The 19,186-nt window shown below is 40.2% G+C and carries 11 protein-coding genes; all 11 read left to right on the top strand.

What is annotated here, in order from left to right:
- Positions 1-347: 347 nt before the first annotated feature.
- The 11 genes from gltB to F6K15_RS03505 all read left to right on the top strand — a co-directional run bounded on the left by gltB (position 348) and on the right by F6K15_RS03505 (position 19,150).
- Positions 348-5,033, top strand: a complete 4,686-nt coding sequence (gltB, locus tag F6K15_RS03555; protein WP_293057056.1) for a glutamate synthase large subunit — start codon at positions 348-350, stop codon at positions 5,031-5,033.
- Positions 5,034-5,257: 224 nt separating this feature from the next.
- Positions 5,258-6,028 carry a hypothetical protein gene (locus F6K15_RS03550; protein WP_293057054.1) on the top strand — a complete coding sequence of 257 codons (771 nt, stop codon included), beginning with the start codon at positions 5,258-5,260 and terminating at the stop codon, positions 6,026-6,028.
- Between the two features lie 1,116 nt (positions 6,029-7,144).
- Positions 7,145-7,552 (top strand): M48 family metallopeptidase, encoded by a 408-nt coding sequence (locus F6K15_RS03545; protein WP_293057051.1) that lies wholly within the window; start codon positions 7,145-7,147, stop codon positions 7,550-7,552.
- A gap of 185 nt (positions 7,553-7,737) precedes the next feature.
- Complete coding sequence (locus F6K15_RS03540; protein ID WP_293057049.1) at positions 7,738-7,896, top strand: hypothetical protein; 159 nt, start codon at positions 7,738-7,740, stop codon at positions 7,894-7,896.
- Between the two features lie 26 nt (positions 7,897-7,922).
- Positions 7,923-8,075 (top strand): hypothetical protein, encoded by a 153-nt coding sequence (locus F6K15_RS03535; RefSeq protein ID WP_293057047.1) that lies wholly within the window; start codon positions 7,923-7,925, stop codon positions 8,073-8,075.
- Positions 8,076-8,298: 223 nt separating this feature from the next.
- Positions 8,299-9,258 carry a glycosyltransferase gene (locus F6K15_RS03530; RefSeq protein WP_293057045.1) on the top strand — a complete coding sequence of 320 codons (960 nt, stop codon included), beginning with the start codon at positions 8,299-8,301 and terminating at the stop codon, positions 9,256-9,258.
- Position 9,259: 1 nt separating this feature from the next.
- Positions 9,260-9,901, top strand: a complete 642-nt coding sequence (locus F6K15_RS03525) for a cyclase family protein (protein WP_293057043.1) — start codon at positions 9,260-9,262, stop codon at positions 9,899-9,901.
- A 5-nt stretch (positions 9,902-9,906) separates the two neighbouring features.
- Positions 9,907-10,578: a cytidylyltransferase domain-containing protein gene (locus F6K15_RS03520; RefSeq protein ID WP_293057040.1), complete on the top strand. Its 672-nt coding sequence runs from the start codon at positions 9,907-9,909 to the stop codon at positions 10,576-10,578.
- Positions 10,578-11,522: a phosphoglycerate dehydrogenase gene (locus tag F6K15_RS03515; protein ID WP_293057038.1), complete on the top strand. Its 945-nt coding sequence runs from the start codon at positions 10,578-10,580 to the stop codon at positions 11,520-11,522. Before F6K15_RS03520 ends, F6K15_RS03515 begins: the two co-directional genes overlap by 1 nt.
- Positions 11,519-12,271 carry an SDR family NAD(P)-dependent oxidoreductase gene (locus F6K15_RS03510; protein WP_293057036.1) on the top strand — a complete coding sequence of 251 codons (753 nt, stop codon included), beginning with the start codon at positions 11,519-11,521 and terminating at the stop codon, positions 12,269-12,271. The genes F6K15_RS03515 and F6K15_RS03510 overlap by 4 nt, the downstream gene beginning before the upstream one ends.
- A 36-nt stretch (positions 12,272-12,307) precedes the next feature.
- Positions 12,308-19,150, top strand: a complete 6,843-nt coding sequence (locus F6K15_RS03505) for an FkbM family methyltransferase (RefSeq protein WP_293057034.1) — start codon at positions 12,308-12,310, stop codon at positions 19,148-19,150.
- Positions 19,151-19,186: the final 36 nt, after the last annotated feature.

Genomic DNA, 19,186 nt, shown 5'->3' with positions numbered 1-19,186 from the left:
TTCATAATACATCAGTTGAGTATAACTTAGAGTATTTTTTGTATCATAATTATTTTCAAGCAATCGTTAAGATAGTTGATAAAATAGCAAAAACAGTGGTGTTGTAGGTTTTCGTGGTTGATATATTAGCGAGCTATTTTTGTAAAATCTTATATCTTTGTAAAGAAAATGAGGAAAACGCGAAATACTATACCAATACCAAAGTATTATATCAACCTTCAAACAATATTAAAATTTCACTCAATTATGTGGTTTGTTTTGTAGTGTATTTATCCCAAGCAAGTAGCAATAGGATGAGATGAACACTTATATAAAGGGTGAAACCCTCACTTAAAGTTTACAATATTATGAGTAAATTAAACATGGATCAAATTAGTAACGATTCTCAACACAAACAAATCTCCGCGCCCATAAATCTAAAAGTCAACAAAGAAACTTATAACGGCCAAAGATGGCTAGTAGAAGAACGAGATGCTTGTGGGGTAGGTTTCATTGCTCATCCATCAGGAAAAAAGAGTCATGAAATTATGATGAAAGCTTTACCTGCTCTAACTTGCTTAGAACATCGTGGTGGCTGTAGTGCAGACCAAGACTCAGGAGATGGAGCAGGTTTAATGAGTCAAATTCCGTGGAAATTATTATCTGAAAATTTGGAGTTAGATACTGAACGCTGTGGGGTGGCAATGATATTTTTACCCCAAACAGAAGATAAGGCAGCACAGGCACGCCAAATAATTGAAAAAGTAATTACTAAAGAAGGTTTAAAAGTGGTTGGTTGGAGAGTTGTACCAGTCAGACCAGAAGTATTAGGACCACAAGCACGGGCAAATCAACCACAGATTGAACAGCTAATTGTAGCTTCAGAAACATTGCAAGGAGATAATTTAGAACGATCGCTCTACTTAATACGTCGTAATATTGGTTGTGCTTTAGAAGCAGAAGGTTTTGTTTGGGGAGTAGATGCTTATATTTGTTCTTTCTCCAGTCGCACTATTGTATACAAAGGAATGGTGCGATCTGCTGTTTTGGGAGAATTTTACACAGACCTGCAAAACCCAACCTACGAGAGCGCCTTTGCAGTTTACCACCGACGCTTCAGCACAAATACAATGCCTCGATGGCCTCTGGCTCAACCGATGCGTTTGCTTGGTCACAATGGAGAAATTAACACTCTGTTGGGAAATATTAACTGGATGAAAGCTCGGGAGTCTAGTCTAAGTTCATCGACTTGGGGAGCGCGGTTAAATGAATTAAAACCCTTTGTAAATGCTGACAGTAGTGATTCGGCAAATCTAGACAACGTGATGGAATTAATTGTACGTTCCGGGCGTTCACCACTGGAAACATTGATGATCATGGTGCCGGAAGCATACAGAAATCAACCGGACTTGTCAGAGCATCCAGAAATTGTTGATTTTTATGAATATTACAGTGGTTTGCAGGAAGCTTGGGATGGTCCGGCATTATTGGTGTTTAGTGATGGCAAACAGGTAGGAGCAGCTCTAGACCGGAATGGTTTGCGACCAGCGCGTTATTGCATTACAAATAACGATCTAATAATTGTGGCATCTGAAGCAGGAGTTGTAGAAATACCGGAGGCAGAAATAGTCGAAAAAGGTCGCCTCGGGCCCGGACAAATGATTGCTGTAGATTTAGCGACTAATGAAATTCTGAAAAATTGGGAGATTAAAAAACGTATTAGTAAGCAGTTTCCTTTGGGAGAATGGTTACAACAAAGAAAGCAGATAACAAAGCAACCTTTTGTTACTAATACTAAGTTGGATTCACAAACTTTGCTGAAGTCACAAACAGCTTTTGGCTATAGTTTAGAAGACCTAGATATGGTGATTTCTGACATGGCAAATCTAGGAAAAGAGCCAACATTTTGTATGGGAGATGACATTCCTCTGGCAGTGCTTTCTCAAAAGCCTCATTTACTGTATGACTATTTCAAGCAGAGGTTTGCTCAAGTGACAAATCCTCCTATAGACCCTCTCCGGGAAGGTATGGTAATGTCACTAAATATGCTGCTAGGTAAGCGGGGTAACTTATTAGAAATTAACCCAGAAAATGCACGGTTATTAAAGATAGAATCACCACTGTTAAATGAAGCAGAATTAAGGGAAGTTTACGAGTCAGAATTTGCTACAGAAACTTTATCTACTGTCTTTCCTATAGCTAATGGACCAGAAGGATTACAAATAGCAGTAAATAATTTGTGCGAACAAGCAGCAACAGCAGTTAAAAATGGTCAGGAAATTATTATTTTATCTGACAAAATTGAGGGAGGAATTAATGCTGAGTTGGCTTATATTCCTCCTTTAGTAGCTGTGGGCGCAGTTCACCATCATTTGATAAAAGAACAATTACGAATGAAGGCGTCTTTGGTGGTAGAAACAGCTCAATGTTGGAGTACTCATCATTTTGCTTGTTTGATTGGTTATGGAGCTAGTGCAGTTCATCCTTATTTAGCATTAGAATCTGTACGTTCTTGGTGGTCGAACTCAACAGTTCAAAAACAAATGGAACGGGGTAAGATTGCAAAAATTACTATCGAAGAAGCTCAGAAAAATTATCGCAAAGCAGTAGAAGCGGGGTTATTAAAAATTCTCTCTAAAATGGGAATTTCTTTGTTGTCTTCTTATCAAGGCGCACAGATTTTTGAGGCGATCGGTATTGGTGGAGATTTGTTGGAACTTGCTTTCCGAGGAACTACTTCTCGCGTAGGTGGTTTAACAGTAGCAGAGTTAGCACAAGAGATGATCGCTTTCCACAGTCGGGCATTCCCAGAATTGAATATTAAGAAGTTGGAGAATTATGGGTTTGTGCAATATCGCCCCACCGGGGAATATCACATGAATAGTCCGGAGATGGCGAAAACACTCCATAAAGCAGTTGCTACTTTTAATGATGGTAATGGCAATGGTAAACAACCAGAAACATCCGGGTACGACCACTATGAAGTTTACCGAAAATATTTGCAAGGGCGACCTATAACTGCTTTACGGGATTTGTTGGATTTTAATAGCGATCACTCTCCCATCCCTGTAGAAGAAGTGGAACCCGTAGCAGAAATAATGAAACGTTTCTGTACTGGTGGAATGTCTCTGGGGTCATTGTCACGGGAAGCACATGAAACTTTAGCGATCGCTATGAACCGGATAGGAGGTAAGTCTAATTCTGGGGAAGGTGGCGAAGACCCCACAAGATTTAAGGTATTAGATGATATTAACGGTCAAGGTTTGTCTGTTTTGTTCCCTCATCTCAAGGGATTACAAAATGGTGACACTGCTTCTTCTGCAATTAAACAGGTTGCTTCTGGTCGGTTTGGTGTGACTCCAGAATATCTGATGAATGCCAAACAGATAGAAATTAAAGTTGCTCAGGGTGCAAAACCAGGTGAAGGCGGTCAGTTGCCTGGTAAAAAGGTAAGTAACTACATTGCCACACTCCGTCGTTCTAAAGCAGGAGTTACGTTGATTTCACCCCCTCCTCACCATGATATTTACTCCATTGAGGATTTGGCACAATTGATTTTTGACCTCCACCAAATTAATCCTAATGCTGGTGTGTCGGTGAAGTTGGTAGCAGAAATTGGTATTGGTACGATCGCTGCTGGTGTAGCTAAAGCAAATGCTGACGTGATTCAAATTTCTGGTCACGATGGTGGTACAGGTGCTTCCCCCTTAAGTTCAATCAAACACGCAGGTAGTCCTTGGGAGTTGGGTTTGAGTGAGGTGCATCGGGTGTTGATGGACAATCAGTTACGCGATCGGGTAACTCTCCGGGTTGATGGCGGTCTGAAGACTGGTTGGGATGTACTCATGGCGGCCTTAATGGGAGCAGAAGAATATGGTTTTGGGTCTATTGCTATGATTGCTGAAGGTTGTATCATGGCACGAATTTGTCATACCAATAGTTGCCCGGTGGGTGTGGCAACTCAGCAGGAAAAGTTGCGTAAGAAATTTACTGGGGTGCCAGAAAATGTGGTTAATTTCTTCTGGTTTATTGCTGAGGAAGTACGGAGTATTTTGGCAAAGTTAGGTTATCGCTCTCTGAGTGAAGTGATGGGTCGTGCTGACTTGCTGAAAGTACGGGAAAATGTACAGTTAACAAAAACAGCAGCTTTAAACTTAGATTGTTTGCTCAAGTTGCCAGATACTCGCAGTGACCGGGGTTGGTTAAACCATGAAACTGTTCACAGCAATGGCTGTGTTTTAGATGATGTGCTACTGGATGACCGAGAAATTCAGGCTACAATTCGCAACCAGGGAACTGTTACCAAGACAATAAAATTAGTCAATACCGACCGTACAGTGGGAGCCAGGTTGGCAGGAGCGATCGCTGCTCGTTATGGTAATACTGGTTTTGAAGGGCAGATTAATCTGATGTTTAATGGTAGTGCTGGCCAGAGCTTTGGCGCTTTCAACTTGCCAGGAATGACTTTAACATTACGAGGTGATGCGAATGATTATGTTGGTAAGGGAATGCACGGTGGAGAGATTATTATTAAGCCACCTGCCAAAACTGGTTACGACCCGGCAACAAATGTAATTATTGGCAATACTTGTTTGTATGGTGCTACTGGTGGAATTTTGTTTGCAAATGGTCAAGCAGGGGAACGTTTTGCTGTCCGGAATTCTATGGGTAAGGCAGTTATTGAGGGGGCTGGCGACCATGCTTGTGAATATATGACTGGTGGTGTGATTGTTTGTTTGGGTAAGACAGGTCGGAATGTCGGCGCTGGTATGACTGGTGGAATTGCTTATTTCTTGGATGAGGATGGTGATTTTCCAACCAGGGTGAATAATGAAATCGTTTCTATTCAGCGTGTTTGTACTCCAGAAGGTGAGGCGCAGTTGCAGGATTTGATTTCATTGCACGTTGATCGGACTGGAAGTGAGAAGGCGAAGATTATTTTGGCAAGTTGGTCTGAGTATTTGCCGAAGTTTTATCAAGTTGTGCCTCCTTCAGAAGCGGGTACACCACAAGCAAGTGTTGATGCTGAAGAGAAGGTTGCTGTGAAGGTTTAGGAAAAATATTTTAGGGGCGAATGGCCATTTGCGAACGCAAAGCTGCGCTAACGCCCCTACACATTGTATAATGATCGAAGGAATTATATTACTCAGATTTCTCGGGAACCGTAGTATAAACTCTAGCCGTAGGGTTAGTTGCAACGCACGTTGCACTACAATTAGCAGACAACAGAAAAATTTGCGAATAATTGTAAAGGCGATAAATAGCGATCGCCTCTTTTTTGATTGATGCAAAGCACAAAAAATCATGGACGATGGAGGAATATTCCAAAGAAATACCAGAAAATTTGAGAAATGTTTGGAGTGAAGTCTGGCAGATTTTTGAACCTGATAACTCTTGGAAAGATGACCAGAGTAAATGCACAAGAATAAAAGAAAAGCTTGTTTATTTTTCTCAAGACCACTATGATACTCCAGAGCATATAGACAAAGTTATCAAAGCTCTCTGTCGTGGAGTAAGTCTAACGCAAGCAGCAGTTGATTGGCAAAATCCTCATATTGGCGATGATAGTTCCCCTCGCAAAAAACATGAAAAATTACGGGGAATTCAATGGCAACTTGTGATTGCTTATGCAGGTTTTGAAATTACTGCTAAAGGGTTGATGAATTATTTTGAAAGAAATACTAAACCAGAAATAATTCGGGATTTTATCAACAAGTGTAAACTACCATGTTACCAGAAATTAGAACCACCGACTCCTAAAGAAAAATCCAATCTTGAAAAATGGTTGAATAAAGAAGATGAGGCGATCGCTGATTTCCTTGGAGTAACAGCAGGTGATGCCAGAATTATTAACCAGTGGTTAGTCAACTCTCAAGCTGTTTGTAATTGGGAGGAGGCAGTGAAATTAGCAAAAGCTCTCAGAAATGTTACAGCTCATGGCTTTCTACAACCTACAAAAGTTGGCCAATGGAAACTTAAATCAAGCTTTAGGACACTAGCTGATAACTTAGCAGAAATTATGACTTCTGGGTTGAGAAAGCTTGTATAGGTGGAATTTAGGAATATTTTGCCATTACTAGGGACTAAAAATTTGAGAAAATTCAGAATAAACTATTGACAAACATTAAATAAACTGCTTAAATAAAAATTAGGAATATATCCCTCTTAACTGAAAGAAAACTTATCAAATAAGGTTAGGTATAATTAGGGCAATCTATTTAACCTTATTTGACAGTGTAGTTTAGGAAGGGATATATTTTCCCGGACGTATATATTTCTTTGTAACTACAGAAAATCAAAGAACTTAACTTTTAAAATATTGCGATTTGAAAAGCTGTTGCTCTAGAAAAAAGAGGGGCGATAGCTTAGTTATTTTATCCTTTGAGAGTAATGAGGCAAGCAAATATTGGCGTTGCTGATTCTGGGTATGATTTTGCCCCCCGAGCAAGCCAAAATTGGGGGGAATAAAACTCTAAAAGTCCCCCAAAATTGGGGGATTTAGGGGGCTTGACCAGAACCAAACAATCGCACATTCATACTTCAATTCAGCAACGCCCAAACATTTAACCATCTATAGTGACATACTCCCACACTAACCTGACGGTATAGTGTGGGCTTCTCGTTTCACAGTCCCGGTATTCCGTCGGACTCCACGAGCTTTAAGGACGGGATGCCCCGTCGCCCTTTTGGCCAATCAAAAAGCTGCTCACCTAGGGCCACCATCAGATTTGACATTCCCAACGGATTACTAGGATTTCTGGGATTTCACCCCATATCTGATTTGATTTTCATGGTTGATCACTGGCGGTTGTTAACTCAAACCAGCTTAAATCTATCATAACATAAAATTTGTAAATTAATGGGACATCGAGTCCCATTAATTTACCGTCGATTCATCTCACACCAAATTTTCAATTATGCTGTGAGGCTTCTCGACGCTCTAGCTAAACTAATCTATCAGTATTTGCCCACCCTACATACTGTGATACTCCAGAGCATTGAATTGTTGGTATTTGATATTGGCTTAAGTCACTAATTAAACGGACTTTTGTGGGACAAGGGACGAAATGATAGGGAGCGATAATACTCCGCACCGCTTAAGCGATCGCTTTTTGGCTAAAATTGGGAAAACTGGAGAAAGTAGAAATTGGGAGTAAAATAGCCAATGCAAGGTACACAGAAACGGAATATGGAAGCTCGGCAGCAACGAAGTAAGATATTAAAAAAGATAATCTCCCTAATTGGGATTGTATCTTTTAGTGGTACGGCCTTGTTTGGGATAGCGAATATGTTTAAAAGCGGTTTACAAGAGTCTCAACAAGTAGAAACGGTGGAAGTTGTGTCGGTAGAGGAGAGGTTGCAGAAACTGGCGCAAGGATATGAGAAAGTATTGGAGAGAGAGCCAGAGAATGTGAATGCTTTAGAGGGTTTGGTTAAAGTGCGGTTGGAGATGGGGGATAAAGAAGGGGCGATCGAGCCTTTGGAGAAATTGGTGGCGTTGTATCCGGATAGGGAGGATTATAAAGTTGTGTTAGAGGGGGTGAGGTTAGAGGTTCGAGGGAATAATTTCTGAAAATGACCAATAGAAATGTCCAAAAATCAAAAATAAAACCAATTCTTATCCATAAATTATTAATTATTCCTCCCTGTTCCCTGTTCCCTCTTTTCTGAAAATAACCAATATTATTCTTTTATTTGATATTATGAGTTGAGAAAAAGCCATAGATTATTCAATGATTACTATTTACTATTGGTTTTATGATGCAGTCAATAAAAGGTATTTTTAAAGATGGCGTGGTTCATCTAAGTGAACCTGTTTCTTATCCCGAATCTCACCCAATTATTATTACTTTCTTAGATGTAGCGACGAGTTCTAAAACTGTAAAAGAACAAGAAGCAAAAAATCAAGGCCAGTAGGATAAGTTATTCTCTGTGGTAGAAAGTTGTCAGATGGAAACAGGAATATCCGATTTAGTAGACCAAATAGTAGTGATAACTTAACAGCTAAAGCTAAACAAATTCTGGTTAGACTAAACCAACAGCAAGTTATTTTAGTAACAACAGAGTTTGTTTTGTTAGAAGTAGCTGATGCTTGATGCAAAACTCATCTACGTCAACAAACTTATGCGCATATTAATGGAATTAAACAAGTTCCAGATATTATTAAAATTATCCCTTTAGAACAAAGTTTATTAGAGGAAGGCTCCCTTATCTGGAAAAGTTGGTAGAGTTGTATGCTCAGAGGGAGGATTATAAAGTTATTTTGGTGTAGACGAGGAAAGCTTTGGCAAAAGAATGAATCTTAGAAGATTAAATAAAATGTTTACAGCATCTATAGTAATTCGTTGTTATAACGAAGAAAAACACATAGGCAGACTGCTCGGTGGCATAATGGAGCAAACTATTAAAGATGTGGAAATTATTGTAGTAGATTCAGGATCTACCGATGCCACAGTTTCTATTGTTTCTAAGTACCCAGTAAAAATTATTTCAATTCGCCCAGAAGAATTTTCTTTTGGAAAAGCTTTAAATATTGGTTGTCAAGCTGCAACTGGTGAGACCATAGTTATTGCCAGCGCCCATGTCTATCCAGTTTACAAAGATTGGTTAGAACAATTACTAGCTCCTTTTGTCAATCCAGATGTTGCTTTAGTTTATGGCAAGCAAAGGGGCAATGAAATTACTAAATATTCAGAACATCAAGTATTTGCTAAGTGGTTCCCAGAGCAGTCTAATTTGTCTCAAAAACATCCTTTTTGCAATAACGCCAATGCAACCATCAGGAAATCGTTATGGGAACAATTGCCCTACGATGAAGAGCTAACAGGTTTAGAAGATATTGACTGGGCTAGGCGTGCCATACAAAAAGGTTGTAAAATTGCTTATTCAGCCCAGGCAGAAATTATTCACGTTCATCAAGAAACGCCTACAAATATTTACAACCGATACCGAAGAGAAGCAATTGCTTTAAAGCATATTTTTCCTCAAGAACACTTTAATTTTTTCGACTTCGTTCGCTTATTCCTTGGCAATGTCGTTAGCGACTGGTATCATGCTTGGTACGATCGCCTATTAAGGAAAAATATGTTAGAAATATTTGTGTTTAGACTAATGCAGTTTTGGGGTACATATCAAGGATTTTTGCAGCAAGGTCCAGTTACCAGCAAACTTAAACAAACCTTTTACTATCCTAACGGCTGGAAACGTTCTCAGGCAGTAGCAAGCCCTACTCAGAACTCGCGCCGCATCAAATACGCTAACGCTACAGGAGAGAAATAAATTGACAAGAATCATCGATATTTCAGTACCTTTGCAATCTCAGATGCCAGTTTGGCCTGGAAGCGTTGGCTTTCAATTATTGCCAACAATGCGTCTGGATGCTGGAGACATCGCTAATGTCTCCCAACTCATTACAGATATTCACGTCGGCACTCATGTAGATGCTCCTTGGCACTTTCTGACAGAGGGAAATACTGTAGAACACCTTGCCCTGGATGACTTAATCGGACCGGCGGCGGTAGCTTATCTGCCTGATATAAGTTCAGTAACGGCAAAGGATTTGGCAGCCTTAGACTTACCAAAAAATATCAAACGACTGCTGCTTCATACTCGCAACTCTAAATTGTGGGCTGACGGCGTAACTGAGTTCCAAGAAGACTTCGTAGCGCTGACAGCGGATGCCGCCCAGTGGGTAGTAGATCGTGGAATTCGCTTAATCGGTGTAGATTATCTTTCAGTGCAGCGCTACCGCGATAGTCCGCTGATCCATGAAATTTTACTCAAAGCAGGTGTGGTGATTCTCGAAGGTTTGAACTTAACTAACATACAAGCTGGAGTCTATCAACTAATCTGCTTGCCGTTGAAGCTAGTCGATGCTGATGGAGCGCCAGCAAGAGCGGTTTTAATCGAGGAAGAGGAGTAAATTAAATGCCTAATATTGTTGCTCTAGTTCCCATGCGCCACCACAGCCAGAGAGTGCCGGGAAAAAACTATCGCTCTTTTGTTGGCAAACCGCTTTATCATTACATCGTTGGCAGTTTAGTTGCTTGCCCTTTAATTAGTGAAGTAGTAATCGATACAGATAGCCCGACTATTCAGGAAGATGTTAAAAATAATTTTCCCCAGGTTGTCTTATTAGAAAGACCAGAACATTTAAGGGCGGGCACGGTTCCCATGAACGATGTTTTGCTCAATGATGTGGCTCAGGTAGAAGCCGATTATTATTTACAAACTCATAGCACAAATCCTTTACTGCGCACTGAGACTATTACTAATGCTGTAGAGCAGTTTCTCAACAACTATCCGATTTATGATTCTATGTTTTCTGTCAACAGACTTCAAACTCGTTTATGGGATAGTTTAACAAGAGCAGTTAATCATAATCCTGCCATTTTATTGCGGACTCAAGATTTGCCTCCAGTCTATGAAGAAAACTCATGTTTGTACATTTTTACTAAGCAAATATTAGAATCAAAACACAATAGAATAGGCGATCGCCCCTTTATGCTTGAAATAGATCGTCTCGAAGCAACAGATATTGACGAAGAATTAGATTTCCGAATTGCCGAATTTCTTTATAAAGAGCGGGAGAAAGTCTGATGAAGTGGAGAATTTTAATTACCTGTCCCCATTTGCAAAAGACGATTGACCCCTATCGTCCTTTGTTTGCCGAACGCAATGTGGAAATTGAAGTACCGACATTGGTGCAACAGTTGAGCGAAGCCGAACTTTTAGAAATTATCGATCGCTTTGATGGGGTAATTGCCGGAGATGATTTTTTTACCGCTAAAGTTTTAGAGAAGGGAAAACGTCTCAAAATAGTTGCTAAATGGGGAATAGGTTTAGATGCTATTGACCTAGAAGCAGCAAAAAAATTAGGAATTTTAGTGCACAATACTCCTGATGTTTTCGCCGATGAAGTGGCAGATGTGGTCTTAGGTTATATTGTTTTATTAGCAAGAAGACTCCATAAATTAGACCATTCTGTGAGAAATGGCGGTTGGTTGAAGGTTCAGGGTCGGTCTTTGCGGGGCAAAACTTTAGGAGTAATTGGAGTTGGCAGTATCGGACGAGCAGTAGTGCGACGGGGAGTCGCTCTAGGAATGTCGGTAGTTGGCTACGATGTTGCTTCGGTTCCAGAATCGTTTATACAAGATACTGGCATGAGCCAGCAATCTTTGGAATCGCTGTTGCAAGTGTCTGATTTTATCTCTCTCAATTGCAATCTTACTTCGGATAATCGTCATCTATTGGGGCAAAAGCAATTCGATTTGATGAAAGAGGGAGTTTATCTGATTAATACCGCTCGCGGACCTTTGGTAGATGAAGCAGCTTTAGTAAAAGCTTTGGCAGAAGGTAAAGTGGCGGGTGCCGCTTTAGATGTGTTTGAAGAAGAGCCGTTGCCAATGGATAGTCCCTTGCGTCAGTTCGATAATTGTATTTTTGGTACTCATAATGCTTCTAATACTCTGGAAGCGGTGATGCGAGTGAACGAAATGGCTATTCAAAATCTCTTGGAAGGGTTGGAGGGTAGCATCAGGTGAGCAAGGTAGCAGTAATTACTGGTGTTGCCAGTGGTATTGGCAAGGCGACGGCAGAACTTTTTGGCAAACAGGGTTGGCAGGTTATTGGCATTGATGTATCTGAACCTGCGGAGTCTTTGACCGAACGGGGCGATTTTTTTCTGGCTGATGTCTCGGATAGCGAGGCGTGGGAGAAAATTGTTGCTGGAATTAGGGAGAAACAAGGACGGGTTGATGCTTTGGTGAATAATGCTGGGGTTCAAGTATGCAAGCCTTTTGTGGAGACTACTCCCCAAGAGTGGAATAGGGTGATGGGAGTTAATTTGACTTCGGTTTATCTGGCAGTCCGCAACGTCTATCCACTGATGGAAAAAGCGGGTGGGGCAATTGTTAATGTTAGTTCAGTACACGCGATCGCCACTTCTGCTAATATTGCTGCTTATGCCGCCAGTAAAGGAGGGTTATTGGCTTTGACTCGGGCTTTAGCTATCGAACTCGGTCCCTCTAGGATTCGGGTTAATGCTGTTCTTCCGGGGGCGGTGGATACTCCGATGTTGCAGACTGGTTTGACTCGCGGTCATTTGGCTGGAGAAAATCTCAGCGAGTTAGTCGAGCAGCTAGGAAGCAAGCACGTTATCGGTCGTATCGGTCTGCCAGTGGAAATTGCTGAGGCGATTTATTTTTTGGCAGATGGCGATCGATCTTCGTTTATGACGGGTCAGAGTTTGGTTGTTGATGGGGGAGCGACTGCCAGGCTGAGTACGGAATAATTAATTGTAGAAGCTAAAATAAATCTGGAAATTTTTATGAATCTAATAAAAAAAAGTGAAAATGATTTTGGTAGTGTCACTGTTCCAATTTTTGAATTAAATGAGATAGGTGAAGTTAAACCTAATCCTCTATTTCACAGACCTTGGGATTTTCTTCACAGTCGTTGTATTGAGTATCCATTTGCAGCTTCTCAACTAGGTAATGCCCAATGTATCCTTGATGTGGGAACAGTCAAATCCGATCCAGCTTGGATTTCATGGTTGGAAAGCCTGTCAATAGATGTACACGCCACTGACTACGATCCACCTTTAAAACAGTTTAAAAAAATTACTTTTCATCAAGCGGATGTCAGAAATATTCCGATTCCCAATAATACTTTTGACAAAATCATAGCTGTATCAGTAATAGAGCATATAGGCTTGTATTCGCCACAAGTTCGCTCAGATAAACTTCCTGATGTTGAAAATAATGGTGATTATAAAGCTGTTCAGGAATTGACCAGGCTATTAAAGCCTGGTGGAGAATTAATAATGACACTGCCATTTGGAGTTAAGGATGAACTAATACTAGGTGAACAAGCTCGTAACTACACCATCAATTCAATTAGAAAATTTGAAGAACTACTAGATTTAGTTAAGCAAGAGTATTACGAATATCAACCTTGTGTAGGCAGTGAAAGATTTAAGCTAGATCGGGGAGGACTTTTCACCTGGCGAAGAATCTCAATGATAGAAGCAAAAGCTTTACATAAAGGTCATACTGAAGGCGTTATTTTGTGTGTATATAAAAAACGAAGACAAATGAATTTTTCAGAATTAGATTTACTACTTAAATTTCCCTTTCACGCAGAACCAAAGCCTACATTAATAGATGTAGGCGCTCACGTTGGGTCTTCTGCTGAACCATTTGCGAAAAAAGGCTGGCAAGTTATCGCTTTTGAACCAGAACCGGAAAATAGACGGCAGTTAGAAAGCTATTTGCAGAATTATCCAAACGTAACCATCATACCTAAAGCAGTATCCGATAAAGCAGGTCAAGAAATACCATTTTATGTAAGTTCGGAACATTGGGGCATTCATTCCCTAAAACCGTTTCATGACACCCATCAACCTAAGCTGAAAGTAGAGACAGTCCGATTAGATACTACTTTAAAAGCACTGGGAGTAGATCGGGTCTCGCTATTGAAAATAGATGTTGAAGGTGCAGATTTTTTGGCATTGCAGAGCTTTGACTTTAGCAAAATGCAACCAGAAATCGTGATCTGCGAATTTATGGACGATCGCTCGCAACCTAATTTCGGCTATTCGCATCACGATATGGCTCGTTACATGGAAGAGCGGGGTTATCATGTATTTGTTTCAGAATGGGATCCAATAAAAGAGTATGGCAGGAAAGGTAAAGCAACTACCACCCATCAATTTTTAGAATTTAGTACCTACCCCTTAAATCATCATCCAGCTTGGGGAAACTTAATTTTTGTCCGTCAGGATAAACTTACAGAGTTTGAGCGAGCTTTATCTAGTTATATTAGTGCTTTGAAAAATCAATCATCATATCTGACAACAAACAGAGAGCTAGCCATACTACAAGAGTCCAATCAAAAACTACTTGCTTTTCAAAATAGACACAAGGGTCAAAGATGCGTTATTATAGGCAACGGACCGAGTTTAAATAAGATGGATTTATCATTCCTCAAGCATGAGATTTGCTTTGGAATGAATCGCATTTATCTAGGGTTTGAAAAGTGGGGCTTTACTCCGACTTATTATGTGTCAGTTAATCCCTTAGTAATAGAGCAAAGTGCTGAAGAAATAAGCAAAATTCCCTGCCCTAAGTTTATTAGTAATAAGGGAATTCCTTATTTGCAACCGCAGTCAGATATGATATTTATAAATACAACTCACCCTCAAACTGCTTTTGCTACAAATCCTCAAACGGGAGTCCATGAAGGTTACACAGTCACTTATGTGGCTATGCAGTTAGCTTACTACATGGGGTTTGAAACTGTAATTTTGATTGGTGTAGATCATAATTTTGTCACCAAAGGCGATGCAAATAAAGAAGTTGTTTCTCAGGGAGAAGACCCCAATCACTTCCATCCAGATTATTTTGGAAAGGGAATTAAATGGAATCTACCAGATTTGGCAAATTCAGAAAGGTTTTACAGAATTGCTGAAGAATACTTTCGAGCTAATAATCGTCAAATTATTGATGCTACGGTAGAAGGTCACTGTCCAGTTTTCCCTAAAGTAAATTACCGGGAATTATTTTTTAACCAACAGCCAACGGCATCTTTGTCAACTTCCCTAGTTAAAACACCGATAATACTTGAGCGTTCGCCTTCCCAAAAACTAGGAATTAACGAAGCACAACTCAACCACCAGCGTCAGTTTTGGAATGTTGGCTCCCTAGATGAAGCTATGTTCAACAGGGTGTTTGTTTATGAAGGTATAGAAAAATTATCCCCAGAGGAAAAAAGGCAAGCTTGGCAAAAATCAATACTGTCTTCAAGCAGACAAATTCTTAAAGGTATTCCGGCAAAACCGGAGTGGAAAGTATTAGAAATTGGTTGCGGTGTTGGTCGTCTAATTAAGCATTTACGAGAAGCGTTCGCCTGGGTTGATGGGGTAGATATATCGGAAAATATGGTTGAGTTTGCCAAGCAATATTTAGCTGATGGCAAACAAAATGGAGAATTATACGTTAATAATGGCTGCGATTTACAACAGTTAGCTGACGAAAGTTACAATTTTGTTTTTTCGATAATTGTTTTTCAGCACATCCGTTCTGTGTCTATTGTCAAAAGCTATTTTCGCGAAATATTTCGTGTCTTAAAACCAGGGGGATATTTTAGAATTCAAGTACACGATCGCAGCACAGAAAATTGGGGCAATTTTGATGAAGAAGGCATGGCAGAGCGACAATACTATTTCTTAGGCAATGCCTATACTGACGATCAATTAAAACAGTTGCTCGTCGAAGCTGGTTTCAATTTAATTTCTCTGGAATGCTATAAACCTTGGATTTGGGCAACAGTTACAAGGGAAGCAAAATCAACAATTTTGCCTAAAGTATCGGCGATTGTTTCTACTTACAACTCGGAGAAATTTATGCCTGGTTGTCTGGAAGATTTAGTTAATCAAACTCTGTACAAAAAAGGTGAGTTGGAAATTGTTATTATTGACAGTGCCTCCACGGAAAAAGAAGGGGCGATCGCCTCAGAATTCCAAACTCAATATTCCCAGATCGCTTATTATCGAACTCCCGAAAGAGAAACTATTTATGCAGCTTGGAATCGGGGGATTAAACTTGCCAAAGGTAAATACATTACCAATGCCAATACAGACGATCGCCACCGTCCCGATGCTCTAGAAAAAATGGCAGCCTATTTAGATGATCATTCCCAAACGTCTTTAGTGTATGCCGACCATTTAATTACCGATCTTGCTAACGATACTTGGGTGACAACGCAAGCAGATAAACGTTGGAATTGGCCGGAATTTTCCTACGAAGAACTCGAACGACGGTGCATTATCGGTTCCCAACCAATGTGGAGAAAGTCACTTCACGAAAAGTACGGTTATTTCCGTTCAGAGTTTACTGTCGCGGGAGATTACGAATTATGGCTCCGAATAGGCAAGAACGAAAATATTGTGCGTCTGCCCGAAATTCTGGGATTGTACTACGATAACCAACAAGGTTTAGAACAAAATTCGCCAACATCTGCTAGGGAGACATTGCAGGTATGGGAGGAATACGGGATTCTTCAGCGCAATTTGCCACATCCAAACACGATACCAGTTTCAGTATCTACGTCTGAGTTAGAGACCCTGCCTTATCGCACCACAAAAGTGATTGAAATGGTAAGTGTAATTATTCCTTGTTACAACTACGCTCAATACCTCCCAGAAGCAGTAGAAAGTGTAATTAATCAGAGTTATGAAAACTGGGAGTGCATCATAGTTAATGACGGCAGCTCCGACAATACTAGCGAAGTAGCGAGGTCTTTGATTGAGTTATATCCCGATCGCAATATTCGGTTATTAGAAAAAGCTAATAGTGGGGTAGGTGATTCCAGAAATGCAGGAGCGATCAAGTCATCAGGTAAATACATTTTATTTTTAGATGCAGACGATACAATTCACCCTAATTTTCTCGCAGAAACAATGAAGCTATTGCAGGAAAAACCTGATGTTGGTTTTGTTTATACTGACGCTCAGTATTTTGGAGTCAGTAACGAAATTGTCGAAAGACAAGAGTTTATTCCAGAAGTCTTTTTAAGAAATAATCAGGCAGCAGTCACTTCTCTGGTCAGAAAAGAAGTTTACCATCGCGTAGGCGGCTTTAAGAAAGTCATGGAGCAAGGATTGGAAGACTGGGAATTTTGGATATCTGCTTACGAACAAGGATGGCAGGGCTATCGTTTGGCGAAACCATATCTTTACTACCGACAGCACGCTTCTGGAGCGAGAAACCAAACTCTTTATAACGACAAAAATGCTTTTTCAGTGCATATTGCCAAGATAATTAAACTTCATTCTCAACTGTACGCCGAAGAAGAAGTCAAGCAAGCAGAGCAAATCTTACGAGAACGCAATATTTCTTTAAACTTATTAAGCGACGATAACAAAACAATTATGACAGAACTGAGTTTAGCGCCCGACATTCAAGATTTGCTTTCGGGATTACCTCGTTTAATTAGCAACTATCAGAAAGAGCCTAGCGATCGCTTCGCACTTGCTAATTTGCGTCTAGCGAGAAAACAAATCGCCGAGCTGTGGCTGAGTTTACCGACAGATGAATTGGTAACTGCCTATTTGGGAACTTTAGGTCAAACTCATCAACATCTACTGAAAAGCGGTATCAAAAACGAACCCCTTACTAATAGCGAACAAAGCTTTGTTGCAGAAATCTTAATTAACCTCAAAGAAGTTTTTGACAAACCGAAAGTTATCCAATATTTCTTGACAGCAATGCTTTACCGTCGTCCAGAGCAATTGCCATTAGAATATGACTTGACTAAAATCCCCCAATGGCTGTTTGACGACTACCTCAAATTTCTGCTAGAGTCTCCTATTCTGTATTCAGAAAGAGGGCAAGCAGATCAATACTATTCCTATCTCCAGGAGTTAGTAGATAGCTTGCACTCCTTCATATTTAGCAACCCTAACTCAACTATTTGGCAAAAGGTAGCTAATGAGTTTAGCCAAAATGCTAATTTTATTCCCCTTTACTTTAACTCTGGCAACCTCAAAGATATTTATGTCAAGCGTGCCGAAATTATAGAATCGACACTGAAACGGCAAGTTCATCAAATAGATTATGAATTCCCAGAAAGAGGAAATCGCAAAAAGATTCGTCTCGGTATTTTAGCCACACACTTTGAGCCAACAGCAGAAACTTTTGCATCCCTTCCAGTTTACGAGTATATCAGCAGGGAATATGAAGTCGTATTGTACTCTCTAAAACAGACAGACCGTTCCCTAGAGCAATATTGCCGTGGTTGTGCTAACTTTTTTACTAAACTGCCTCAAAATTTAAAAGAGCAAGTAAATACTATTCGCGCTGACGATCTAGATATCCTGTTTATCGGCACAAATGTCACAGCTGTTACCAATCAAATTTGTCTGTTAGCATTACATCGACTGGCAAGGGTACAAGTTACTAGCGTCGCTTCGGTGGTAACTACAGGAATGCACAATATCGATTATTACATTTCCGGCGAACTTACAGACCCCATGGAAAAGGCACAACAGCACTATCAAGAGCAATTGGTAAAATTAGAGGGAACTGCTCATTGTTTTAGTTACGGAGTAGAAACAGAAGAGGCAAGGGTTAAAGTCAATCGCGAAAGTTTGGGAATTTCCGAAGATAGCGTGATTTTTATTTCTGGTGCGAATTTCTTTAAAATTATCCCAGAAGTGATGGAAACATGGGCAAAAATTATTGCTGCCGTACCTAACTCTGTGTTGCTGTTGATGCCCTTTGGGCCAAATTGGTCGAATGCTTATCCCAAGAAAGCGTTTTTGGAGCAGGTAAATAATCGGTTTTCCCAACATGGAATCGTCGCTAATCGTTTAATCGTTCTAGACCCTGAACCGTTATTAAATCGGCATGATGTTAAGCAATATTTGAAAATAGCTGATGTCTATTTGGACTCTTATCCTTTTTCCGGTACTAGCTCTTTGATAGAACCTTTAGAAGTGGGAATGCCAATAATTTCCAGACAAGGCAGTTGTTTCCGAGGTGCGATGGGTGGTGCAATATTGCGATCGCTTGATGTTTCCGATCTAGTTGCCGATAGTGAAGAGTTTTACATAGATTTAGCAGTTGCCTTAGGAACTAATGCGGAGTTACGTCAACAAAAGAAAAGCGAAATTAAGCAGAAGATGCAAGCTAATCCTGCATTTTTGGATAGTCAAGTTTATTCGGCAAAAATAGGAACAGTGTTTAAAGAACTGTTTCAAGGTTATATGGTAGATGCCATCCGGAAAAGTTTGCGGTTGAGGGATATTAATTTAATTATCTTCCCAGATTGGAGTTGCGAGGAGGAAGAGCTTTACAAGGATTTTGCCAGGGTGTTAACAGCGATCGCCTCTCGTCCAGATAAAGGTAGGATGAAGCTTTTAGTGGATACTACCAACATTTCTCAGGAAGATGCAGATATGGCTTTATCTAGCATTGTGATGAATCTGATGATGGAAGAGGAGTTAGATGTGGAGGAAGGACCAGATATTTCTCTGGTTGGCGAGTTGAGTCAAATTCAGTGGGAGGCTCTTTTGACTTTGGTTAAGGGTAAAATTGCTTTGGAGTGCGAAAATGAGGAAGCGATCGCTAAATTAGTCGCTTATGATGTTCCAATTTTTCAGGTGCACTAAATATATATTTCAGTAGTTAAAAAATGTTTATAGATA

Source organism: Okeania sp. SIO2B3 (genome assembly GCF_010672525.1).
Taxonomy (GTDB): domain Bacteria; phylum Cyanobacteriota; class Cyanobacteriia; order Cyanobacteriales; family Microcoleaceae; genus Okeania.
This window is presented reverse-complemented; position numbering and strand designations above follow the sequence as displayed.